Below are 23,911 nucleotides of genomic sequence, written 5' to 3' on the forward strand. Positions count from 1 at the left end.
CCTTCGGCCCTCAGCTTGATTGATCGGTTTGGGTTCCCGGCCCTGCGGACCGGGCTAGGTAATAGGCTGGACCTTCGGCCCAAAAAACGATGCCGGGATGATTACCGCAGAGGATGCGGAGTGACGCAGAGGGTTTTAGGGATTGAGCTCTGCGGTTCCCTGCGGCCTCGGCGGTTTGAACGCGTTTGTGATGCTGGAAGCGGTTTGTTTTGCGATCGGCCGTTTGGGTAACGGACCGGGGCTTCGGCCCAAAACATGTTGCGGTACCGCTGGTTTGCTTGCTTGTGATCAGGATTCTAGGGTCTTTTGCAGGAACCTCCGGAGTGCCGGTTTGGTTGCTTGGCCGAGGCGGTTGATTGCCAGAATCGTTTCGTCGTCGCTGTCGTGAACCGTGATTTTGACTTGGTTCAACTCATCGGTTTCGCTCGGATCGAGCGTCTCCGTGGAAACAATTTTGACCGCATCGAGATCACGAGTGCGGATCGACAATCGGACCTTGCCGTCGTCATCGACCACGTCGACGCGATTGGAAGCCGCCATCTTGATTCGTTCGTCACCGACGATTTTTTCGATCTGATTGAACAGCCGATCGGGCAAGTTGATCGGCCAATCCGGCTTGGCGTTGTTCTCGAATCCTTTGTGCATCGAATGCCACTTGCGACCGAGCACTTTCCAAACTTCGCTTCCAGGAGAGGATTCTTTGGCAGCAGTGACCGTGGCGGGTTCCTGCGGATCGGATGCGGCCGATGTTTCTTCGACGTCATCTTCCATATCATCCGAATCGACATCATCGATGGCGTCGGATGATGGTGATGTTTTTAGCGCGTCTGCCACAAAAGGTGCGGTGACGGAAACCTTGTCCGGCTTGCGTCCTTTGGCGGTGGCGGCGAGTTGTTCTGGCGTGCCTTCGAAGACGATTTGGCCACCATTGACGCCCGCACCTGGCCCCATGTCGATGACCCAGTCGGCGCACTTGATCACGTCCAAGTTGTGTTCGATCACGACGCAGGTGTTGCCGAGTTCGACCAGACGCTGAATCACTTCCAGCAGTTTGGCGATATCGTCAAAATGCAACCCGGTCGTCGGTTCGTCCAGCAGATACAGCGTACGACCTGTTCCGGGACGTGAGAGTTCGGCGGCCAGTTTCACCCGTTGGGCTTCGCCACCGGAGAGTGTCGGCGCGGATTGACCGATGGTGACGTAGTCCAGCCCCACATCGCACAACGTTTGCAAGATGCGAACGATCCTCGGTTCCGATGCGAACAGTTCGACGGCATCGCCGCAGGACATTTCCAGCACGTCAGCGATCGATTTGCCGTGGTACTTGATCTCCAAGACGTCTTCGTTGTAACGCTTCGCGTCGCATTCTTCGCAGGGGACCCAGACGTCAGGCAAGAAGTGCATTTCGATTTTGCGTTGACCGCTGCCTTCGCAGGTTTCGCATCGTCCGCCGCTCACATTGAAACTGAACGTTCGCGCGGTGAAGCGGCGTTCTTTTGCTTCGGGGATCGACGCGAACAGGTTCCGGATCAGATCAAAAACGCCGGTGTAGGTCGCGGGGTTGCTGCTGGGCGTGTTGCCAATGGGCGACTGATCGACGCGAATGATTTTGTCGATGTGACGCATGCCTTCGATGCGGTCAAAGCGACCGGGCTTTTCGCTGGATCGGTGCAGACGTTTCGCCAAAATCGGATACAGCGTGCCTTCGATCAGCGTGCTTTTGCCGCTGCCGCTGGGTCCTGTTACGGCGGTCATCACACCAATTGGCAACTTCAAGTCGACGTCTTGCAAGTTGTGATCGGATGCCCCGTAAAGCGACAGGAAGCTGACCATCGGTTGGCCGCCAGCGGTATAGACCGGGCGACGGGCCGAAGGAATGGGGATGTGTTTGGTGCCTTGGATGTAGCCGCCGGTGACGCTTTCGTTGGCCGGAGTCAGCGCATCGGGGGCGCCTGACGCGACGATGCGTCCGCCGTGTCGTCCCGCGCGTGGGCCAAAGTCACACAGGTAATCACTGCCCGCGATCACGTCACGGTCGTGTTCGACAACCAGCAACGTGTTGCCTAGGTCACGCAGACGATGCAGTGCCGAAAGCAGTCGCAGGTTGTCACGTGGGTGCAATCCGATCGTCGGTTCGTCCAAGACATACAACACCCCGCACAAGCCGCTGCCGAGTTGGGCTGCCAAACGAATCCGTTGGGCTTCACCGCCCGACAGTGTCGCGGCACCGCGGTGCAACGTCAGGTAGTTCAAGCCGACGTCCAACAGGAACTTGACGCGCGAAGTCACTTCGCGGATCAATTCGCCGGCGATTTTCTTCTCACGCCGGTCGAGTTTCCAGGTTTTGACGGTTTCTTCCAACCGCTCCAGTGGCATATGAACCAGGTCCGCGATCGTCATGCCACGGAAACGGCATGCTGCCGACTCTTCGCGAAGTCGTGCGCCATGGCAGGAACTGCAATCGATCTCGTCGACGAACTGTTCCAGTTTGCCGCGGAGCCCCGGTGTCAAACGTGACGCTTCCTCCAACGCCGGATAAAAGCCTTTGAATTGAAACCGGAACAGTCGCTGCGACGAATCGGATTCCGGTTTCGCGTCGCGATGAGTGACTTCGATCCAGCGGCTGCCGAGTCCGTGGAACAGAATCCGTCGATGAGTCGAGGTCAGTTCGTCGTAAGGGACATTGATCGGAATCCCTGTTTGCCGTGATAAAGCTCGAAGCAACCAGAGCGAGACTTCGTGTTCGACGTTGGGCCACAAAAGCGACACGCCTTCGGAAAGCGTCATCCGCTGTGAATCGAGCAGTGCTGTGGGGTTGGTTCCACGCTGTTTGCCAAGGCCTTCGCACTGGGGGCACCAGCCGACGGCGCTGTTGAATGAAAAGTGGTGTGGCGTCAGCGTGGGGAAGGATCGCCCACAACTTCCGCACACGAGGTGCTGGCTGTGTGTGATCGTGTCCCAGTGACGTTCTTCGCGATCAGGGTCGGCGACGGCGACCGTCGCGACACCGATCCCAAGCGACAATGCTTGCTCGATACTGTCGCTGATTCGCGACCGTTCGTCGGGCTTGATCACCATGCGGTCGACGACGACTTCGACGGTCTGGCGTCGTCGCGGGTCCAATGCCGGGGCGTCTTCCAGATCAACGGTTTGTCCGTCGATGCGAACACGAGCGTAACCCTGACTGCGCAGCGATTGCCAGGTGTCTTTGGATGCTTCACCGGCGACGACTTCGATCGGCGCGAGCAGCAATGCACGCGTGCCCTCGGGCATCGCGAGGACTTTTTCGGTGATCTCGTCCGGCGTTTGGGTGCCGACTTCGCATTCGCAATCGGGACAGTGCCGCGTGCCCAACCGGGCCATCAAGATACGCAGGTAATCGTAAACTTCGGTGACGGTCCCGACGGTACTTCGCGGCGAGTGTCCGAGGTTCTTTTGTTCGAGCGCGACCGCGGGAGAAAGCCCGTCGATGCGTTCGACCTTGGGCTTTTGAACCTGGCCGATGAATTGACGAGCGTACGAGGAAAGCGATTCGACATACCGGCGCTGTCCTTCGGCGTAGATCGTGTCCATCGCCATCGAGCTTTTGCCACTGCCACTGGGACCGCAGAACACTGTCATCGCATCGCGGGGGATTTCCACGTCGACGGATTTCAGATTGTGCTGTTGTGCCGCGTGGACGGTCAGGTGGGTCTTGCTTTGTTTGTTGGGCGGGGCGAGTTCGACGTCGGCAGCAGGTGTTGTCGGTTTCGATTTTTTCTTTGGACGGCGAATGTCCATGACCTTGGCGAGTGCCGCGCCGGTGTGACTTTCGCTGCATTTCGCAATATCACTCGGGCGGCCGACGGCAACGATCGTGCCGCCGCCAGCGCCACCTTCGGGACCGAGATCGATCACATAGTCGGCCGTTTTGATCACGTCCAAGTTGTGTTCGACGATGACGACGGTGTTGCCGCGATCGGCTAGCCCCTGGATCACTTTTAGCAGCAGTTCGATGTCTGCGAAGTGCAACCCGGTGGTGGGCTCGTCCAGGACATACAGCGTTCGTCCGGTTTCTTTTTTGCTCAGCTCACGTGACAGCTTGATCCGTTGTGCTTCACCACCAGAGAGCGTTGGCGACGGTTGGCCGAGTTTCAGGTACTCCAGTCCGACATCGACAAGCGTTTGCAGCTTCTCGGCGATCTTGGGAACATTCTTGAACAGCTTCAACGCTTCGGAAATGTCCATTTCCAGAACGTCTGCGATCGAAGCCCCTTTGAATTCGACCGACAGGGTTTCACGGTTGTAGCGTCGTCCGGCACAGACCGGGCAGGTCACCCAGATGTCAGCCAAGAAGTCCATTTCTAACTTGCTGGCGCCGTTGCCGTCACAGGCCGCGCATCGTCCGCCGTCAACGTTGAAACTGAACCGGCTTGCCGTGTAGCCACGCGTCTTGGCTTCGGGCAATTTGGCGTACAAGTTGCGGATCTCGTCGAAGACTTTGACGTATGTCGCCGGGTTGCTACGTGGCGTTCGTCCGATCGGCGATTGGTCGATCGCGATGGTTTTGTCGAGGTGTTCCAGTCCGCTGATCGATTCGTGGTCACCGACATCTGATTCGGCACCGTTGAGTGCGTTGCGAAGAGCCGGTTCGAGGATGCCACCGATCAACGAACTCTTGCCGCTTCCCGAAACACCGGTCACGCAGGTCACCGTTTGCAACGGGATCGTGGCGTCGACGTTTTTCAAGTTGTGGAACGTCGCCCCGTGGACTGTCAGCTGTTGTTCATGATCGACCGGGCGAAGCTGTTCGGGGACCTCGATCGTCTTTTTTCCGGACAGGAATTTGCCGGTTTCGCTTTTGGGTTTTTCGCCTAGTTCGTCTGCCGAGCCGATGCCGACGATCTTGCCCCCACGCACACCGGGGCCGGGGCCAAAGTCGACGATTCGGTCCGAAGCACGCATCGTGTCTTCGTCGTGTTCGACAACGATCAGCGTGTTGCCCGCGTCACGCAAACGCACCAGCGTTTCGATCAGGCGGTCATTATCACGAGCGTGCAAACCGATCGACGGTTCGTCCAGAATGTACAACACGCCGACCAAGCCGCTGCCGATTTGCCCGGCCAAACGGATCCGCTGTGATTCACCACCAGAAAGCGTCGGTGCAGTGCGTGAAAGTGTCAGGTAATTCAGGCCGACGCCCAGCAGGAATCCGACTCGGGTGCGAATTTCCTTGAGAGCTTCCGATGCGATCTTGGCATCCGTTTCGGAGAGCTTTAGGTCAACGAAAAACTCGTGCAACTGATCGATCGACAAGTCGCACAACTCTGGCAGCGAATACGCCGGCTTGTCGGCGAACGCGGGGCTGGCGCTGGTGATCGTCGTCGCGCTGGCTTGGCGGTTCAATCGCTTGCCGTGGCAGTCGACGCAATCAATCGTGTCCATGAACTTTTCCAGATGCTTGAGCTGCATCTTGTTCTTGGATGTCCGATAGCGTTCGAGCAATTCTGGGACGAAACCGTCAAATGAACCGCTGTACTTGCGGCTGCGACGTCCGCCTCGCCAGGTCAGTTCATACGTCGAATCGCTTCCCCACAGCCAAAGCTTCTTGGCCTCGATGGGAAGGTCACGCCACTTCGTCTGCAGCATCGTGCCGGCGTCCAGCTCCAACGCTTTGTCCATCGCTTCGGCAAAGCCTTTGTAGATATGCCGACGATAGCGACCGATCTCGCCCCATTTTCCCAGCAACGTGATCGCGCCGTTGCGAATCGACTTGCTGTCGTCCGGGATGATGCGACTGGGGATAAACGTGTAAAGGTGACCGAGCCCGTCGCAGGCTTCGCACATGCCCTGTGGGTTGTTGAACGAAAACAGCTGTGGTGATGGCGGCCGAAAGCTTTCGCCACATGAGGGACACGAGTATCGCGATGAATAGAGGATGTCTTCGCGCGGTACCGCTGCCGATTCGGCGTTGATCTCGGACAACGACACGATCACCGAAGCGTCGCCAAGTTTGAGCGTCAACAAGACGGCTTCTTGGATGCGGCCACGGTCGCGCGTGTCTGCTCCGATCCGATCGACAACGACTTCGACATCGTGGCGTCGGGTGCGGTCAAGCGGTGGTGGGTCGGCAAGCCGGATGGTTTCGCCATCGACACGCGCTCGTGTGAAGCCTTGTTTGCGCAGGTCTTCGAACAGGTCCTTGAATTCGCCTTTTTGTGCGCGGACGACTGGCGCCATGATCCAGACATCGGATTCCGGATCACAATCAAGAATTCGCGAGGTGATCGCGTCGGCGGGTTGTGCCGTGATCGGGACTTCGCAGTTCGGACAATTCGGCGTTCCCACACGCGCATACAAGACACGCAGGAAATCGTAGATCTCGGTGATCGTTCCGACGGTACTGCGTGGGTTGTTACCGGTCGACTTTTGGGCGATCGAAATCGACGGGCTCAGGCCGCTAACCAGATCCACGTCGGGCTTCGGCATTTGGCCCATGAACTGGCGGGCATAGTTCGACAGCGATTCGACGTATCGCCGCTGGCCTTCGGCGTAAAGCGTGTCAAAGGCGAGCGATGATTTTCCGCTGCCGGAGACTCCTGAGAAACAAATCAGTTCACCGCGGGGGAGCGTCAGATTGACATCTCGAAGGTTGTGTTCGCGGGCACCCTTGACCTTGATTTCGGTCGTCGACATTCGGTCTGTTTCGGTGATTCTGGGTTTAACGTCAGTCCTTTTGAACCAGTTTACCGGTCTGGCCAGGATAGGGTCAGCCCACAGGCCGAATCGGGAATTGTCACCCCTCTCTGGAATCTGCCTGCGTCACTGCGAAATCGGTGACTTGCGTCACTGCGAAATGGCTGATTCGAACGTGCAAAAATCGGTGCCAGAATCGTGTTTCGACGCACTCCTCGGACTCCGCACCGGCAGCTTGGGAGAATGCTGTCACAATCCCAACGTCGCACAGCGAATTTGTTGCGAAATGGTCAACAACTGACGGCGAGATTCTGACGTCGAAATAACCTAGACCCTTGCCGGGGGGCTGTCGCAAATTGTCGAATGAAAGTGTCCAAGCCGAGCCCTCGTCCGAGCGTTAGTCTGTGCAGCTCTATTACTTCCTCGCCGTCGTCATCTCGCTCAGCTTTGGGGCGGTACCGGGTGAGTCACCTGACGTCGAACGCTCGCTGATGTTTTCTGCGGCCGTTGTCGCGGTCTGGTGGGTGATGTGCTTTCTGTCCGTGCGGATGGTCACCGACTTGATTCGAAAAGGCGACTTGAATGTCGATACCGGATGGGACTGGTTCGAGCGTCAAACGGTGTGCCTGCGATGGTTTTCGATCGCCATCATTGCCTTGTGCCTGGGCGGCTTTGGCTGGGGGCGGTGTGCCGAAGATCTTGCCATCGTTAAACGCTCGATCACGCTCCAATCGTTGTGGTTGCTGACCCCGATGTTGGCCATCGTCACTGCGTTGTGGGCAGCGGAGTATCGCTTTGCGAGATTCTTGGGTGTGGCTTCATCGGGCTGGACCGAACCGCTGAAATGGATGGTGCGAGTGGCGAGGTCATCGTTGGCTTGGATCACGATACCGATTCTGGTGATGTTGGCGCTCGTTGATGCGATTTCGTTTGCACCGTTATCGGATCTCGCACGCGGCTGGATTCTAGCAACGACCATGATCGGCTTGGGTGTCTTCGGAATGCCGTTGTTGGTCAAACGAGTTTTTCCGCGTGGCGAAATTGATCCATCGATGGAAGCGTGGATGAATCAGATTCTTCACTCCGCCGGGCTTTCTAAATGCAAGCTGGTGATGTGGGACACACGCGGTCGATCGTACAACGCGATGATGGCTGGATTCCTGGGGCGGTTCCAAGTGTTGTTCGTCACCGACCGGCTGGTTCGCGATCTAAGTCGCGCCCAAGTGGCGATGGTCGTGCTTCATGAGGTCGCACATGCACGTCGCAAACACGCGTTGTTGCGTGTGGTCGCGTTGGCGCCAGCATGGATTCTGGGATTCATGATGCAGGGCGGACTGGAGTATTTTTTGCCAGGAAGCGACTTGGTCGCTTGGGGGCCGATTCTCGGCAACGCACTAAGTTTGCTGGCGACCGTGTTGATTCTGCGGCAGGTCAGTTACTACTGCGAATATGACGCCGACGCGGCGGCATGCCAGTTGGCACCATCGCTGTCATGGCCGGGGTCAGAACTGCCAGACACGGTGGAGGACGCCGGCCGGACGTTGTCGTCTGCGCTCGTGCGAGTGACCGAAGGCTGTGAAGGGGCGAGGAACCCAAGTTGGCTGCATCCGGGGATCTCGCAGCGAATTGATGCAGTCATGGCGTGAAACAGACGTCAGAACAAAAAGTTTACGACTTCTTGCGAAATTCACCCCCGTCATCGCTTTGTCCATTGGTTTGTGACTGTCCAATTGCCTATGGTGATAGATAGACCACCGTTGTGGTGGGTCCATCAGGATTGAATGACACGTCCCCGGTCCATCTCCCGAAAGGAAAGCCAGATGAAAAAGTACATTGCCTCGGCATTCGCAGTTCTCTTTGTCGCCGCTGCTACGGTTGTCGCGGGTGAAGTCAATCTGGAAGGCGTCAAATGCGTGATCGCACCCCGAGCCGCTAAGGCCGACAAGTCTGCCGACTACAAAGAAGGCAAAGTGTATTTCTGCTGCGATAACTGCGCCGGCAAATTTGCCAAAGACAGCAAGCCATTCACCGAGAAAGCAAACCTGCAACTGGTCAGCACTCATCAGTACGAACAGAAAGCGTGCCCGTTGAGCGGTGGTGACATTGATGAATCGACCGCCGTTAAAATCGAAGGCACCAAGGTCGCGTTCTGCTGCAACAATTGCAAAGGCAAAGTGGAAGGCGAAAAAGACGATGCCGCAAAGTTGAAGCTGGTCTACAGCGACAAGGCATTCAAAAACGGCTTCGCGAAAGTCGAGCCCAAGAAAGAGTAGTCATCTTCCTGGAGGAGGTCATCTGCCAGACCTCCAGACAGGACAACGACAATCGATACGACGCCTTAGCAGCCGGTTGAAAATCAGCCGGCTGTTTTTCATTTGTAACGCGTCATCTATTGGCCTTTGCCCGTTTCCGCGGCCCACAAGATTGAATTGCTGAGTAGCCGTTTGAAGTGTTCGTTTTCCATGATCGTTGGGTGATGCCCCATCAGGAAATACACGTTGCGCGCTTTGACTTTGTCGTTAGACCAGACCACCGGATGGTCACCCATCTTGATGTCGGATGACGGCTGGTATGAATCCTCGTCCACCGTCGCCAGCACGGCGGATTGTTTGCATGGACTTTGGTTGAACGTGTACCACTCTTCTTCGTCGACTTTGAATTCGGCTGGCAAACCGCTGAAGCACGGATGGTCAGCTTGTTCGACATGGACCGTTCCAGTCACTCGTTTAGCGATGTAGCTTTTGAAGCGAATGCCGCCTAGAAATTCGGAAAACCAATTCCACATTTCGAAACCGTCGAATTCGCCCAACAACGCGGCGTGGTGCATCCCAACCCAGCCACCACGGCCTTGTTCGATGTAATCTTCGAACGCTCGTTTTTCTTCATCGCTCCAGCGATACGGCGGATAGTTCAGTTGCAAAAAAACGTCGTACTTGGAAAGCAATTCTTTGTCGAAACCTTTCGGTGATTCGTACAAGTCGAATTCGAAATTCTGTTCCTTCGAAAAACCTTTCAGCCAATACACCGCAGCGTCGACGAAGGGTTCGTGGATATCGCCTTTCTCCGCCAGAACCAATACACGAAACGCGGGTTGCACATCGTTTGCATGTGCAATGGAGGTGCACTCCAGGAGCAATGCAACCACCAGGCCGAGTAGGGTTGAATGTGTTTTCATTGTTGGTCGTTTCGTCGTTGAACTTGCAGGCGTCTCAATCGGGACGCAACAGACTTTGGGGGCTAAGGTGTGTCACGCGTGACCGCCGGACGTTTCGGCGCGGATGACGAGATCGCGGTGACGGCTTGCAGGTACCACGCCGAATGCGGGATCCACTGTTCAGTCCATCGCCACTCATCGCCGCCAGCGTGGAAGCGAAAGTCGATTCCCGATCCGTCATCGCGTCCGTCTTTTCCGGTGATTCCGTTGGAGATTCCTCCTTTGCCAGATCCGTGTCCGAACATCGATTCCATGTAAGGCACGTTGTGATGTCCGTACTGGTACATGAAGCAAATGTCGTAGGGATTCGCGCCGAGGATCCACGACAATTGGGTGGAAGCGAACTGTCCCAATTCGGGCGAAATTCCGTAGGGGCCGTCGCCGGGATGGGTGATGCGTCCGCCTGAGATGACTGCGGTGGCAAGTGACGAGAGTCGTGCATTTTCGCCCTGCCACCACCAACCGCTTTCGTTTTCATGGGGGATGAAAAAGCCTTCGCGAATCTGGCCGTTGACGCGGAACGTTTGGCGAGGGTATCCGAACGGGTTCGTGACCGCGTTGGTGAGTTTCAGCTGAGCATCAATGGCCTTTTTGATCGTTGCGATCGCTGGCGATCGATATGCGTTGTCCGTTTCTTGGTCGAGGTAGCGGACCAAAGCGACGATGGGCAATCCGGCATCGGCAGCATGCCAGAACGGACGGGAGTCATCATCGGCGATGAAGTAGCCGTTTTCGCTGAGACGATTGGCCAGGTTGGTGGCTCGTTTCCTGGCGGCGTCACGATACTGTGGTTTGTCCGTCGCGATCCACAGTTCGGTCGCGGCAAGCAATGCACCATAATCGTCAATAATGTTTTCTTTGCCGTCGTCTGCGTATTCCAAGTTATGGGTTTGCAGGTGATTGAACGCTCGTTCGGCGCTGTAGAGGTATTCCGATGCGGTGAAATCGCGATCGCGTTGCCAAGTCGAAATCCGGGCAAGTGCGGCGATCGCAAGTCCGGCGCCTTCGCGAAATGCCGCTTGGTAATCCGAAGTCGTTTTGCTGTTGGCGAGCAACCCAACCACGCGACGCTCTTCAGGATCTTTTTTGAAGTAACTGAAGATCGTCATGTAGAAGTATCCCTCGGCCGCGAGAGATCGACGCAGGTAATCGGCGCCGTAGAGGGCTTCGTCTCGCATCGCTTCGGCAATCTGCAACTCGTCTAATTTCGGAGCGGCCGATTCCGCCGCGTTGACCATCGACCACACGACCAGCGGCGTTTGCTGGGGCGTCATGAAGTTCGTGTACGCCAAATGCGAAAAGTACTTGCTGATGTCGCCGGATGCGTCACACCAGCCACCATGTAGGTCGACGCGTTTGTCATCCGACCCAAACAGCAACAAGTGTTGGTCGGCATTAAGTTCTTGCGGCGAGTTCGCACGTTGGTGCTGAAAGAAGTCGATGATCGCCGGCAGCGACACATTTGAAATGGCGGAGTCGGCGACGTCGAACGACGTGGACTTCCATTCGTTTTTTTCTCCGCGGACCTGAATGTGGTAGTTGCCGGCTTCATTCAAACGCGAAAAATCAATGCGATAGAAATAACGTCCGGCAAACCATTCATCGATGGACTGTCGAGTGCCGAGTTGGATCGAAAGCGGTGTGGTGGTGTCCGACGTCGAGATCACTCGAACGGATGTGTCCGCGGCAAGCTTGTCTTTCGATTCAATCACTGCGAACTTCGGTGCGTCGATGTCATAGCCAACTTGGTTGACATGAATCACGACGTTCGCGAGTTCCGAACGCGGCTCTGGCAGCTTTTCTTCTTGTGCGTTGGCCGTCTGAAACACAGCCAGTGCGGCGACAAAGATGACCGCGAATTTCAAAACGCGAATGCGGGTGTCGAGCATGTTGCGAGATTCGGTTTACTGTGATGATGATTTCTTAAACAATTCGATCGCGTTGATCAGCAAGCGATCTTGATGTTCGTTCCCGAACGTGTGTGACAAGTCACGTTTGGAATTGTTGGCGTAATCGATGTCGTTGTGCCCCATGTTTAGATACAGCATGCGGTAACGGGTGTTGGTCCAGACAACCGGGTAATCGCCACTGTGCCAGATCTCGTGCGGCTTCGGACCGGTGCCGAGCGGAAAGCTTTTCGGATCGATCGATACGAGCACTTTGATGTCTGCATTTTCCCGCAGCGGAAGTTCCCAGCGGTACCATTCGTTGGGCGACGAGTCGAACGTCTCCGGCAGATCCTTGGTGACGGGATGGTCACTGTTTTCGACACGCAGTACTGCTGAAGTCGGACGCCACGTGTTGCTAACGTATTGGCCGGAACCCAAAAACTCGTTGTGATACCAATCCCAATCCTGCGGGTAGGCTGATGGCGTCAACGCAAACGCGGCGAAGTGAAAACCGATCCATGCGCCGCCCGATTTCATGTACTCTTCGAACGCTTTTCGTTGTTCGGGTGACTCGGGGCGAGTGTCCCAAAACACGACCAGGTCACGATTGGATAGCTCGTCGTTCGTCAAGCGACTCCAGTCATTGGTGTGCTCGAATTTGAAGTGATGCTGCTTTGCCATCTTGGCGAACCACTCTTTCGCTTCGGCAACGAAACTGATGTGCGCTTGATCCGAGGTACCGGTATAAAACGCGATCACTTTAAAGCTCGGTGAATCGTCCGATTGGGCGATCGCTTTGCCAGAAACCGTGATTCCGATCAGGCATAGTGCCGCGACCGCGAGCATGTGGCGATGGAAACGTGGTGCGTGAGGCATCGTAAAACTCTTGGTTGGTTGTCAGCGGTATCGCGGGCGATTAGTTCAAGGTGCGATTGATAATTCCTAGCAAAGAGTGTTCGTCGTTGGTGTCCTGACTGATCTCCCAGATCATGATGCCTTTCAGTCCGTTGTCTTTGACATACTGCGATTTCGCCTCGATCGTTTTTGTGCCGTTGTAGTAAACGACATCGCCGACTTGATCGACGTCGTGTGCGTTGGGAAAATCGCGAACGATGGTGCGATAGGTGTGATGGCCGGTGTCTTTGTTGAATCCACGACCATAGAACGGAACGCCAAGCACAAGCTTCTCTTTGGGTAAACCTCGCTTGAGCCAATACTCGGTGTTCGACTTGGCGAATTCGAATGACGAGTGCGGACCGGGATTGTTTGGTGCCCAGGATCCCGTCGCGTCGTAGGCCATCACGTTGATGAAATCGAATTGCTGAAGCGATTCGTCTGGGACCGATGACCCACCATAGCCTTTAGAAAGTGCTGCGGTCAGCAGCAGATTTTCGCCGTGAAATCTCGATGCAAGAGCCGCGATGAATTTGCCATAGTCCTCACCAATGGCGGGGCCTTCCAGGTCAACATCCAAGCCATCGAGGTGGTTCGATTTGACAAGGTTAACCAAACGTTCGACAAAGGAGTCACGCTGGTCATCGGCGATAAAGTCGAAGTAGCGTTGACGCATCGACTTGTTCTCCGACGCGCTGCCACCACCTATCGAAATCAGTACTTTCACATTGGCCTTGTGCGCCGCTTCGACGTACTCGTTTAAGTTGGCTGGCAAACGAAAGGTGCCGTCTTCGCGTGGGTTGGCAAACGCGAGATTCAGGTGCGTTAACTTGTCCAGGGCGTTGCTTTGTTCAAGTTGTGCGACGTCGCCGCGGAACATCAGGTATCCGACGACATAATGGTCTTCGCTTTTGGCCGGTCGCTGAAAGACTGCAACGGCAAGCAACATAAACAATGCGATTCGAAGGTGGGGAACCAAAGCGGCTGTTCCTAGAAGTGGGGGCGGGAAACACCAAGCAGTGTCGATTGACGCGGCTTGAGTTCTGTGTTCAGGGAGCTGAGAGTATTGTTCGGTGATCTTGTCGTCGCAACCACTGAACTGGGGTGGCGAGCGGGTTCTTAGAAACCGTGCTGGGAAGTTGGCGGGGGAGATTGCAATTGCAGAATCGACATTGCAAATAGGGCAGCAAAGCCCGGAATACGACGACGTCGACGGTGACTTGGATTTGCTATAGTGGCGGCAGAAGACAAGTTGACTACCCAGGTCCCGTAATGATTCGAACGTTCTTACTGCTCGCTGCCATCATGACTGCCCATACCCAACTCGTTGTCACTTCGACGGCAGAACTGATCGAACCACTTCAGCCCTTCGTTGATCGTGTAACAGCGTCGACCGCGCAAATTCCCGCTGCACGGCGTGAGTTCTTGAACACGATCGTTGAGGATGTCACAGCCCGGATCCAGTCGGACGACAAAGTCAGTTTGAACTTCATCTGTACGCACAACTCGCGACGGAGTCACCTCGGACAGGTTTGGTTCCAAGTCGCGGCGGAACACTACGGTTTGCCACAAATCGCGACCTATTCCGGCGGCACCGAAGCGACCGCTTGCAACATCCGTACGGTGCGAGCCCTACGTCGCGCCGGTTTGTCGATTGTCGCGACCGGACCAGAATCGAATCCCGTCTACCTGGTCCAATGCGCCGAAGCTACTGAACCGATGCGGGTGTTTTCGAAGGTCTATCACGGTGAAGGCAACCCAACGTCGCAGTACATCGCGATGATGTGCTGTTCGGATGCTGATAAAGAATGTCCCATCGTGGTCGGCAGTGACGCCCGCTATCCACTGCACTATGAAGACCCCAAGGTCGCCGACAACACTAGCGAAGAAAGTGATCGATACGATGAACGCTGCTTTCAGATCGCGCAGGAAATGTTTTACATTGTCGGTGAAGTCGCAAAACGCGTGAACGCTGCCGAGTGACCAAGGTCAGAGACCAAGGCAGATGCTTTGGTAGCCGCTTGGAAATCGTGGCCTGCGTTGACCTTCGACCGAAGGCCAACGCATTCACTTTGCCGGCGATTCGATGTTGCAACCGATCAGACGTTGACCGGTTGCATCTCGTTTCGGGTGCTGAACGTGAAATTCAGTCCGTCGTGATCGACAACGATCGTGCTACCTTCTGGGAAGGTGCTTTTCAGCAAAGCCGTTGCCAACTGGTTTTGAACTTCACGTTGAATGACACGTTTCAGCGGCCGAGCACCATAGGTCGGGTCGTAACCGACTTTGGCAACTTCGTCGAGAGCCGCGTCGGTGACGTCCAAGTTCAAGCCGTTTTCCCGTAAACGATTTGCTAGGTGATCTAGTTGCAGCCGGACGATCTGACGGATTTCGGCTTGATCGAGTGGCTTGAAAATCACCATGTCATCGATTCGGTTCAGGAACTCTGGCAAGAATCGCGCACGAAGAGCCTCTTGGACCGCTTCATGCATTTCATCTTCGGATCCATTTTCTGCCGCGATGCGTTGGATCTCTTGACTTCCGGCGTTGCTGGTCATCACGATCACCGTGTTGGCAAAGTTCACCGTGCGACCTTGGCCGTCTGTCAATCGGCCGTCATCGAGCACCTGAAGTAAGATGTTGAACACATCCGGGTGAGCCTTCTCGATTTCGTCCAACAGGACCACCGTGTAAGGCCGCCGCCGAACTGCTTCGGTCAGCTTTCCGCCCTCTTCGTAGCCGACGTACCCCGGAGGAGCGCCGATCATTCGTGCGACACTGTGCCGTTCCATGAACTCGCTCATGTCGATCCGAACCATCGCATGTTCGTCATCAAACATGATCTCGGCGAGTGCTTTACAGAGCTCGGTTTTACCAACACCGGTAGGACCAAGAAATAGGAACGAACCGATCGGGCGATTCGGGTCGGCAAGTCCGCTGCGACTGCGGCGGACCGCGTCGCTTACCGCACGGACGGCTTCGTCTTGTCCGATCACACGCTGGTGCAGGCGTTCTTCCATCACCAACAGTTTGGCCCGTTCGGTTTCCAGCATTCGATTGACCGGGACTCCGGTCCACAGCGACACGACTTCGGCGATTTCGTCAGAAGTGACTTCGCGGCGCAGCAACCGGCGGTGATGCTCGGGCTTTTCAGTTTCGGCATCAGCCGACGCGTCACGACGTTCGATTTCTTCGAGTTTCGACCGCAGTTCCTTTTGTCGCGATTGGACCTCAAGCATCTCACGATAGATCGCTTCAGGGTTCTCGCCACGCAGTTGGGTCTGTTTCGCTTCGGCATCCAACGTCGCAAACCGGTGGTCCAGCGTTTCAGCTTCTTGGCGAATCGATTGTACGCCTTCGAGACCGATCTTTTCGCTTTCCCATTGCTCACGTAGATCGACCAGTTCACGGCTGAGTTCGTCCATTTCCGATTGGATGTCTTCACGGCTAGCGACGATTGAAACGTCATCCTGGTCCTCATCCTCAAGCTGACGTTGGGCGAGTTCCAGCTGTCGCAAGCGACGCTGAATGCGGTCGATCGGTTCCGGCACGCTTTCTTTTTCCATCGCCAATCGGCTGGTCGCTTCGTCGACCAAGTCGATCGCCTTATCGGGCAAAAATCGATCGGTGATGTAGCGGTTGGCAAGCGTGGCCGCGGCAACCAGTGCACTGTCAGTGATCCGCACACCGTGGTGTGATTCGTAACGTGGCTTCAACCCGCGAAGAATCGCGATCGTGTCATCGACGGTCGGTTCTTCGACGTAGACCGGTTGGAATCGACGTTCCAACGCGGCATCTTTTTCGATGTGTTGGCGGTATTCGTCCAGCGTTGTGGCCCCGACGCAGCGGAGTGCGCCACGGGCCAGTTCCGGTTTCAAAAGGTTTGCCGCGTCGGGTGACCCTTCGGCCTTGCCGGCACCGACAACCAAATGCAACTCGTCGATGAATAAGATGACGCGACCGTTGGAGTCTTTGACTTCACGCAGTACGGCCTTCAAACGTTCCTCGAAATCGCCACGGAATTTCGCACCCGCAACGAGTGCTCCCATGTCGAGCGCGATGACACGTTTGTTTTTTAAGCTGGTCGGCACATCGGCTTCGAAGATCCGTAGCGCCAGACCTTCCGCGATCGCGGTTTTACCCACACCGGGTTGGCCGATCAGAACCGGGTTATTTTTTGTCCGTCGTGACAAAACTTGGATCACCCGGCGGATCTCGTTGTCGCGGCCAATGACGGGATCGAGTTTGCCCTGTGCGGCCAATTCGGTCAGGTCCACGCCATACTTTTGTAGGGCCTGGTAGGTTTCCTCGGCGTTTTGATCGGTCACGCGAGCGCTGCCACGGACTTCGCTTGCGGCTTTCAAGACGTCGTCGGCGCTGACGCCGCATAACGACAGCAAGCTTTGTGCTTTCGTTTTGGCTTTGGCTAGGCCAAGCAACAGGTGCTCGGTCGCGACGTATTCGTCCTTGAGCGATTCCGCAGCGGTGGCGGCTTCGTTGAACGCGGACTGCAACTCGCTGGACACGTTCGGTTGGCGTCCACCGGTGACTTTGGGTGTTTTGTCGAGTTCGCTTCGAGTCAGTTCGGTTAACTGCTTCGAATCGACATTCATTTTTTCCAACAACGCACCGGTGATGCCGTCGGTTTCGTCCAGCATCGCGCTGAGCAAGTGCAGCGAGGTGATATCGGGATTCCCTGCGGACGCCGCTCGGCCTTGCGCTTCGGCGATCAATCCTTGGGCTTTGGTGGTCAGTTTATCGAATCGGAATGTCATCTCGGATGCTCCTGCGTTTGGCCGCCTGAGGGGAATGCTCCTTCGGTGGTCGATCGAGTTCAGTAAAGTAATGCGTAGCTGGTTAAGGGTTCCGTCAGTGCGTAAAAAAAGACGGGCGACGTGTCACCCGTCTGAATCAGCTCACCGGCCGACCTGCATCGGCCGGTGAGACGTTCGGTAAAGACGTTGAGGCGTCGTTAGCTCTTGACCTCGAAGTCGGCGTCGATCGCGTCGTCATCGTCGTTGTCGGCTGCTGCCGCACCGGCGGCACCCGAGGCATCGGCGGCTTCCGCTTCACCCGCAGCGGCGGTCTTGTCGTACAAGACTTTGCTGAACGCCTTGGCGGCGGTTTCGAGTTCTTCGGTCGCTTGCTTGATCGCGTTGACGTCGTCGGTTCCGGATGCCGCTTTGACCTTTTCGATCGCCTTGTTCAAGGGTTCCTTGTCGGCGTCGGTCAACTTGTCGGCGTGCTCCGACATTTCCTTTTCGAGTTGGTGAACTTGTTGGTTGGCCTTGTTGCGGGCTTCGGCAAGTTCGAACTGTCGTTTGTCTTCTTCGGCGTTTGCCTCGGCATCACGACGCATGTTTTCGATGTCGTCGTCGCTGAGAGCGCCCGCTTCTTTAATTTCGACAGATGCTTCTTTGCCGGTTTTCAGTTCCTTGGCCGAAACACTCAGGATACCGTTTTGGTCGATGTCGAATTTGACTTCGATTTGCGGAACCCCACGCGGTTGCGGCGGAATGCCTTGCAGGTCGAACTCACCCAGCAGTCGGTTGTGCGCGGCCATCTTGCGTTCCCCTTGGAACACGCGGACGGTGACAGCGGTTTGGCTGTCGGCAGCGGTGCTGAACACGTTCTTCTTTTCGGCCGGAACAGTTGTGTTGCGTTCGACCAAAGCGGTCATCACACCGCCTTCGGTTTCGATACCGAGGGTCAGCGGTGTCACGTCCAGCAGCAGAACGTCGGTTCGTTCGCCAGCCAGAACGCTACCTTGGATCGCCGCACCGACCGCAACCACTTCGTCTGGGTTGACGCCTTGGTGTGGCTCTTTGCCGAAGATCTTTTTAACGACTTCGCGAACCTTAGGAACTCGGGTGCTACCACCGACCAAGACGACTTCGTCGATTTCGCTTGGCGAGTAACCGGCTTGCTCGAGTGCGTCCATGACGGGGCGACGGCAACGTTCAACGAGCGCGTCGATCAGTTCTTCGAACTTGCTGCGAGTGACCTTCATCGTCAAGTGTTTTGGACCGCTTTGGTCCATCGTGATGAAGGGCAGGTTGATGTCGGTTTCGGGCAGCGTCGACAGTTCCTTCTTGGCCTTTTCGCAGGCTTCTTGGAGCCGCTGAAGTGCCATCGGGTCGTTACGCAGGTCAATGCCGTTGTCTTTCTTGAATTCGTTGGCAACGTAGTTGATCAACGCTTCGTCAAAGTCGTCACCACCGAGGTGTGTGTCACCCGAGGTACTGATCACTTGGAAGACGCGGCTTTCGTTTTCTTCGTCACCACTGTCGGCAACTTCCAAAACGGAAACGTCGAAGGTACCACCACCAAGGTCGAAGACGATGATCTTTTCGTCTTTCTTCTTGTCCAGGCCGTACGCCAACGCTGCAGCGGTCGGTTCGTTGATGATCCGGGCGACTTCGAGACCGGCGATTTGGCCGGCGTCTTTGGTCGCTTGACGCTGTGCATCGTTAAAGTAAGCCGGTACGGTGATGACCGCCTTGTTGACCTTGTGTCCCAAGTACGACTCGGCCGATTCCTTCAGTTTGCGAAGGACCTTCGCCGAGATTTCTTGAGGGGTGTACTCTTCGTCGCCAACTTTGATTTTGACGTACTCGTTGGCCGCCCCGCTGACGCCATAGGGGACCATCTTTTCTTCGGATTCGACTTCGCTGTGACGACGACCCATGAAACGCTTGGCCGAGTAAACGGTGCGCTGTGGGTTGGTGACAGCTTGACGTCGAGCCGGTTCGCCGACGATCGTTTCTTTCTTGTCGGTGAACGCGACGACGCTGGGGGTCAGTCGGTTGCCTTCCGCGTTTGGGATGACCTTCGGCTCGCTACCTTCCATGATCGCGACCACGCTGTTGGTCGTTCCGAGGTCGATGCCGATAATCTTTTCGCCTTGAGCCATTGAATTTGTTCTCCGTGAACGTTGGTATTCGACTTTGGTTGTACGCCGACGGCCTACTGGGGAGGCCGATTTCGCTGGTCGCTTGAGTTGGCGTTTTCTATTCGTTTCGGCGAGTTCTCCAGGCCACACTGGCCTGTCGATTTCGCCGGCTTTGCAGTCGATGTGGGGAGAAAGCAAAGAGCGTGCCAGTTGCCGAATCCGCTGTCAGATTCCGGGGCATCACGCATTCACTGCCAACAAAAGTTCAGCTCTTGCCGGGAAGAAACGCGTGTTTTTGCGTTTGGACCGGCCAAATTTGCTTTTCTGGCAGTCACCAAAAAACGGCGAAATCCTAGCCTGATCGCCCGGTGCCAGATTGACAGACGTGCGTTTTCAACCGGCTTTCAGGCACGTCAGGCGTGCGACATTCGCCAGCAGAACCGAACCTGTCGTACTTATTGGGCGGATCGTATCATTTGGTCAAAGTCGAACGATTGGTCGCCCGCGATCCCTTGCTCTGCGACTCCCAACTGCTTGGCCAATGCTCGTGAATGTCGCCACATGCGCTCAGTCACCAGTGGTGCTTTGGCATCCCATTCGATCGCGGGATCGAGCAGCGTCGCGAACGGGCGGTAGTCGTGGCGGTCGACTGCGTTTGCTTGGAGGTGCTTCAGCTGTTCGGCGTATCGCTGTCGCAACCGAGCAAGCTGATCCTGGTGTTTCGGATCGCCGACGATGTTGACCATTTCCAACGGATCGGATTTCAAGTCAAACAACTCTTCCGCAGGTTCCATTCCGCCCCCGAAACACCAGTAGACGTATTTGTATTTCTGCGTCACGACGGACATCGAAAATGTTGGCGGTGCGCCCCACATTTGAAAAAGCGGGATGCTCTCGCGGGACAGCGAAGCGTTTGAATCAACGAGCAAGGGTTTCAAGCTACGCCCATCGATTTGTGCGGGGATCGCTTGCCCTGCGAGATCCAAGATTGTCGGTGCGATGTCAGTGGTCATCGTCAATTCGTCGCACTGACGCGAGTTGGTTGATGGTGAGTTTGATGTGTCGCGCGGGTCATAAACAATCAATGGGACCTTCGAGCCTTCTTCATACGGCAGCACTTTTCCACCCATGCCATGTGCGCCGCAAAAGAATCCGTTGTCGCTTGTGAGGATGATGACGGTGTTGTCCTCGACACCCTGATCGCGAAGAGCCTGGCGGACCATTCCGATCGCATAGTCAACTCCGTAAATCAGTTGGTGATACTTTCGCATCGTCGCTTGATAACGTTTCGGATCAAAGCCCATGTCATGAAAGAAGGTCAGGTACTGCCGACCGAGACGCGATTGCTTGGACAGGTGTTGCGCAGCGTCACGACCGTAGTTCTCTGGTTTCGAAAACGTGACATCGCGATAGACCTCATCGAAGAACGGGTCTGGGGTAAACGGACGGTGCGGTGCTTTGAAGAACAGGGTCAAACAGAACGGACGAGCATCCGATTTTGATTCGCCGATGAAATCTGTGGCGAATGCGCCGTAGGCACGCGTCGAATGCGGATAGCGATCGGCGTACTTGGCCAAGTATTTGTTCTTGGCCGTTTGATAGTTGGTTTGTCCTGTCCCGCCGGCCCACGAATCGAATTGGTTGACTGGCAAGACATCGTACGAACCATCGGCTTCGCTTTTCGATTCCGTTACCGCGAACCCGAATTTGCCACCAAAGCCGGTCCGGTAGCCTGCGTTGCGCAGCAGCACCGGATACGATTGCTGAAACAGTTCCGGATACATCGGCCCATGGTCAAAGTTGCAGCCGGTCTTGTACTCGTACATCCCCGTCAGCACCGACGCTCGGCTGCCCATGCAGATCGCGGTCGAGTTGTAGTGCCGACGAAATGGAATTCCGTCAGCGGCTAGCTGATCCATATTCGGCGTGCGAACGTCTGAGTTACCCGTTGCGCCGAGTGAAGCGAAACATTGATCGTCGGTATAGATCATCACAATGTTCGGACGCTTTGCCGTTTCCGCTTTCGCAGTGGGACTGATCAAGCAGTTGCCCGCGATCAGTACGAACGTGGTGATCACAAACGTAAAACGCTGCATCGTGACTCTCTTGCGGGCAGACTAATCAATGGCAATCAATCAACAGCCTTTCGATTTTCAGATTGGTTCTCTCATCATGCCGCCGCCTGCTCCGTGAAAGGAGCAGCAGAGAACGCTACTTTCGCGGAGCGAAAGGCGACAATCGAAAATCAGCTGGCTGTTACGCAGTCAATCGCCGTGAAATCAATGACGGTCATTCTAGCGGTTTCGTTATGGTTAGACGGCAGCCGTCTCGTCATCTTCGCTGGCGAATTCAATCGCCGGCAACGGATCTTCAAAATTGCTCCAAAGCTCAGGTCCTTGAACGTACTCCAGGTCGGTTAACAGGCAACTGTCCAGAATCTCGGTGACTCGCGTGGGTTCCATTCCGTTGCCGATGAAGACGAGTTCTTGGTGACGATCGCCGTAGGGACCCTTCATTTTGCTTTGGATCGATGAGACGATTTCTGGATCATCGGGCCATTCGTCTTGCGGTGCGGCCGCCCACCAGAATCCCGCTGGTGTCATGCGGATCGAGCAACCGGCTTGCGACCAGTCGTATGCCCAGTCGTTCCTCGAAGCGATCCACATCAGGCCTTTGCTGCGCAGGACACCGGCAAACAAGCCATGGTCGAATTCTTCGTCGAGTACCTGCGTGAGTCGTTGCGGGTGGAATGGGCGTTCGCTTCGGTAGACGAAGTGGCTGATGCCGTACTCTTCGGTCTCGGTCTGTTCTTCGCCACGCGGCACGGCAAGCCAACCGGGCATCGCTTCAGCTTCGCCGAGTTGGAATCGGCCGGTTCCCATCACTTTTTCGAGCGGCACGCGGCTTTCGCTCGCATGCAAGATATCGGCCTTGGGATTGAGCCGACGGACAATTTGTTCGAGCTGTTCGAGTTCGTACGGTGAGACCAAGTCGGTTTTGTTGAGCAGGATGACGTTGGCAAACTCGATCTGATCGACCAGCAAATCGACGATGTTGCGGTCGTCTTCCTCACTGAGTCCGATCTGCCGGTCGGTCAAGTCGTCCCAGGAACCAAAGTCCTTCAGAAAGTTGCCTGCGTCGACCACGGTTACCATCGTGTCGAGTTCGGCGACGTGTGACAGGCTGTTGCCCTCTTCGTCTTCGAACGTAAACGTTTCGGCGACTGGCATCGGTTCGCTAATGCCAGTCGATTCGATCAGCAAGTAATCAAAGCGGCCTTCCCTGGCCAATCTGGACACCTCGATTAACAAGTCTTCTCGAAGGGTGCAGCAGATGCATCCGTTGCTCATTTCGACCAGCTGTTCGTCAGTACGCGACAAATTCGCATCGCCATCGCGGACGAGTGCCGCATCGATGTTGACTTCGCTCATGTCATTGACGATCACCGCGACCCGCAAGCCTTGGCGATTGGCGAGGACATGGTTGAGCAGAGTCGTTTTGCCCGCCCCTAGAAATCCGGACAAGACGGTGACGGGGAGGCGAGTGATAGAGGGATCGAGTTTCATTGGCGTGAGATAGTTGGCGGGTGCTGGCAAACGCGTGAAATCGCCGACGAAAAGGTTCGCCCGTGTTTGACAGGTGTTCGTCGACATGGATAGCGTGTGATCTTTTTAAATGCACAAGAGTTGCATGTGCGTTGCGATTGTATCGGTGTCCCGGTTCGGTTCAATGAGTAAATGCACAAGAATTGCATGTGTGAGGTTCGTCGAGGACGCCGCACTTGACCCTCAATTTGGGCGGTCATAGACTTGGCGTGGCAAATGTTTTGCGGAATATTTGCTGATGAAGGGCAGCGCGTGTCCTTTCAAATCGCCCTGACGATTCGCCAAGAATTCATCGCATTGCAGTCTTTATGAACGACTCCCCGAGCTCGACTGATTCCATCAAGGACACCATCCGGGCAGCGGGTTTGCGTGCCACGCCAGCGCGATTGGCGACGCTGCAGATGTTGCGTGAAGCGGATTCACCGCTGACTCATGCCGAGGTGGCTGATCGTTTGGCGGTCGACGGCGTCGATAAGGCGACGGCCTTTCGCAATCTCAATGATATGACCGAGGCGGGGTTGCTGCGTCGGACTGAGCTTGGCGATCATGTGTATCGATTCGAAGAGATTGGCCCCGGCGAAAGTGATGCCGAATCGCACCCGCATTTTCTTTGCACCGTCTGTGGGACCGTTTCTTGTCTCGACACCGTCAAGCTGACCGCGGCCAGTGAGCGTGCCAGTCAAGCGATTGGCGAAGTAACGGAGATCTTGCTTCGCGGTCGTTGCAATAGCTGCAAATAGTT

General features: G+C 55.8%; 13 protein-coding genes. 4 read left to right on the forward strand and 9 right to left on the reverse strand.

What is annotated here, in order from left to right; translation table 11 throughout:
* Positions 1-288: 288 nt before the first annotated feature.
* Positions 289-6,675 carry an excinuclease ABC subunit UvrA gene (gene uvrA / locus CGZ80_RS01115; RefSeq protein ID WP_094410934.1) on the reverse strand — a complete coding sequence of 2,129 codons (6,387 nt, stop codon included), beginning with the start codon at positions 6,673-6,675 and terminating at the stop codon, positions 289-291.
* Positions 6,676-7,079: 404 nt separating this feature from the next.
* Between uvrA and CGZ80_RS01125 the strand changes: the two genes are divergently transcribed.
* Together CGZ80_RS01125 and CGZ80_RS01130 are read left to right on the forward strand one after the other, a co-directional pair.
* Positions 7,080-8,321, forward strand: coding sequence for a M48 family metalloprotease (locus CGZ80_RS01125; protein ID WP_094410936.1), 1,242 nt, complete (start codon positions 7,080-7,082; stop codon positions 8,319-8,321).
* A 174-nt stretch (positions 8,322-8,495) separates the two neighbouring features.
* Positions 8,496-8,948, forward strand: a complete 453-nt coding sequence (locus CGZ80_RS01130) for a hypothetical protein (RefSeq protein WP_094410937.1) — start codon at positions 8,496-8,498, stop codon at positions 8,946-8,948.
* A 116-nt stretch (positions 8,949-9,064) separates the two neighbouring features.
* Here CGZ80_RS01130 and CGZ80_RS01135 read toward each other — a convergent pair whose 3' ends face one another.
* The 4 genes from CGZ80_RS01135 to CGZ80_RS01150 all read right to left on the reverse strand — a co-directional run bounded on the left by CGZ80_RS01135 (position 9,065) and on the right by CGZ80_RS01150 (position 13,621).
* Positions 9,065-9,850: a ThuA domain-containing protein gene (locus tag CGZ80_RS01135; protein WP_094410938.1), complete on the reverse strand. Its 786-nt coding sequence runs from the start codon at positions 9,848-9,850 to the stop codon at positions 9,065-9,067.
* 62 nt (positions 9,851-9,912) lie between these two features.
* Positions 9,913-11,778: a glycoside hydrolase family 9 protein gene (locus CGZ80_RS01140; protein WP_094410939.1), complete on the reverse strand. Its 1,866-nt coding sequence runs from the start codon at positions 11,776-11,778 to the stop codon at positions 9,913-9,915.
* 15 nt (positions 11,779-11,793) lie between these two features.
* Positions 11,794-12,654 carry a ThuA domain-containing protein gene (locus CGZ80_RS01145; protein WP_198953601.1) on the reverse strand — a complete coding sequence of 287 codons (861 nt, stop codon included), beginning with the start codon at positions 12,652-12,654 and terminating at the stop codon, positions 11,794-11,796.
* Positions 12,655-12,694: 40 nt separating this feature from the next.
* Entirely contained in the window at positions 12,695-13,621 is a 927-nt protein-coding gene (locus tag CGZ80_RS01150; protein ID WP_094410941.1) for a glycosyl hydrolase family 18 protein, read from the reverse strand.
* A 323-nt stretch (positions 13,622-13,944) separates the two neighbouring features.
* Here CGZ80_RS01150 and CGZ80_RS01155 point away from each other — a divergent pair, with 323 nt between their 5' ends.
* Entirely contained in the window at positions 13,945-14,655 is a 711-nt protein-coding gene (locus CGZ80_RS01155; protein WP_233148159.1) for a low molecular weight phosphatase family protein, read from the forward strand.
* Between the two features lie 116 nt (positions 14,656-14,771).
* Here CGZ80_RS01155 and clpB read toward each other — a convergent pair whose 3' ends face one another.
* The 4 genes from clpB to zigA form a co-directional block, all read right to left on the reverse strand.
* The gene (gene clpB, locus CGZ80_RS01160) at positions 14,772-17,447 is read right to left on the reverse strand and encodes an ATP-dependent chaperone ClpB (protein WP_094410943.1); all 2,676 of its coding nucleotides are present in this window, start codon (positions 17,445-17,447) and stop codon (positions 14,772-14,774) included.
* Positions 17,448-17,644: 197 nt separating this feature from the next.
* Positions 17,645-19,585: a molecular chaperone DnaK gene (gene dnaK / locus CGZ80_RS01165; protein WP_094410944.1), complete on the reverse strand. Its 1,941-nt coding sequence runs from the start codon at positions 19,583-19,585 to the stop codon at positions 17,645-17,647.
* A gap of 434 nt (positions 19,586-20,019) precedes the next feature.
* Positions 20,020-21,660 (reverse strand): sulfatase, encoded by a 1,641-nt coding sequence (locus tag CGZ80_RS01175; protein WP_094410946.1) that lies wholly within the window; start codon positions 21,658-21,660, stop codon positions 20,020-20,022.
* A gap of 216 nt (positions 21,661-21,876) precedes the next feature.
* Complete coding sequence (gene zigA, locus CGZ80_RS01180; protein WP_094411032.1) at positions 21,877-23,130, reverse strand: zinc metallochaperone GTPase ZigA; 1,254 nt, start codon at positions 23,128-23,130, stop codon at positions 21,877-21,879.
* A 347-nt stretch (positions 23,131-23,477) separates the two neighbouring features.
* Here zigA and CGZ80_RS01185 point away from each other — a divergent pair, with 347 nt between their 5' ends.
* On the forward strand, positions 23,478-23,909 hold the full coding sequence (locus CGZ80_RS01185; RefSeq protein WP_094410947.1) for a Fur family transcriptional regulator: 432 nt from the start codon (positions 23,478-23,480) through the stop codon (positions 23,907-23,909).
* The last annotated feature ends 2 nt before the right edge of the window (positions 23,910-23,911 follow it).

Origin of the sequence: Rhodopirellula sp. MGV, assembly GCF_002251265.1 — a bacterium.
In the GTDB taxonomy this organism is placed as follows: Bacteria; Planctomycetota; Planctomycetia; order Pirellulales; family Pirellulaceae; genus Stieleria; species Stieleria baltica_A.

What these genes read in the sequence shown, in the direction of transcription:
- uvrA (WP_094410934.1), bottom strand. Translation starts at nt 6,675, where the DNA reads ATGTCGACGACCGAAATCAAGGTCAAGGGTGCCCGCGAACACAACCTT.
- CGZ80_RS01130 (WP_094410937.1), top strand. Translation starts at nt 8,496, where the DNA reads ATGAAAAAGTACATTGCCTCGGCATTCGCAGTTCTCTTTGTCGCCGCT.
- CGZ80_RS01135 (WP_094410938.1), bottom strand. Translation starts at nt 9,850, where the DNA reads ATGAAAACACATTCAACCCTACTCGGCCTGGTGGTTGCATTGCTCCTG.
- CGZ80_RS01140 (WP_094410939.1), bottom strand. Translation starts at nt 11,778, where the DNA reads ATGCTCGACACCCGCATTCGCGTTTTGAAATTCGCGGTCATCTTTGTC.
- CGZ80_RS01145 (WP_198953601.1), bottom strand. Translation starts at nt 12,654, where the DNA reads ATGCCTCACGCACCACGTTTCCATCGCCACATGCTCGCGGTCGCGGCA.
- CGZ80_RS01150 (WP_094410941.1), bottom strand. Translation starts at nt 13,621, where the DNA reads ATGTTGCTTGCCGTTGCAGTCTTTCAGCGACCGGCCAAAAGCGAAGAC.
- CGZ80_RS01155 (WP_233148159.1), top strand. Translation starts at nt 13,945, where the DNA reads ATGATTCGAACGTTCTTACTGCTCGCTGCCATCATGACTGCCCATACC.
- clpB (WP_094410943.1), bottom strand. Translation starts at nt 17,447, where the DNA reads ATGACATTCCGATTCGATAAACTGACCACCAAAGCCCAAGGATTGATC.
- dnaK (WP_094410944.1), bottom strand. Translation starts at nt 19,585, where the DNA reads ATGGCTCAAGGCGAAAAGATTATCGGCATCGACCTCGGAACGACCAAC.
- CGZ80_RS01175 (WP_094410946.1), bottom strand. Translation starts at nt 21,660, where the DNA reads ATGCAGCGTTTTACGTTTGTGATCACCACGTTCGTACTGATCGCGGGC.
- zigA (WP_094411032.1), bottom strand. Translation starts at nt 23,130, where the DNA reads ATGAAACTCGATCCCTCTATCACTCGCCTCCCCGTCACCGTCTTGTCC.
- CGZ80_RS01185 (WP_094410947.1), top strand. Translation starts at nt 23,478, where the DNA reads ATGAACGACTCCCCGAGCTCGACTGATTCCATCAAGGACACCATCCGG.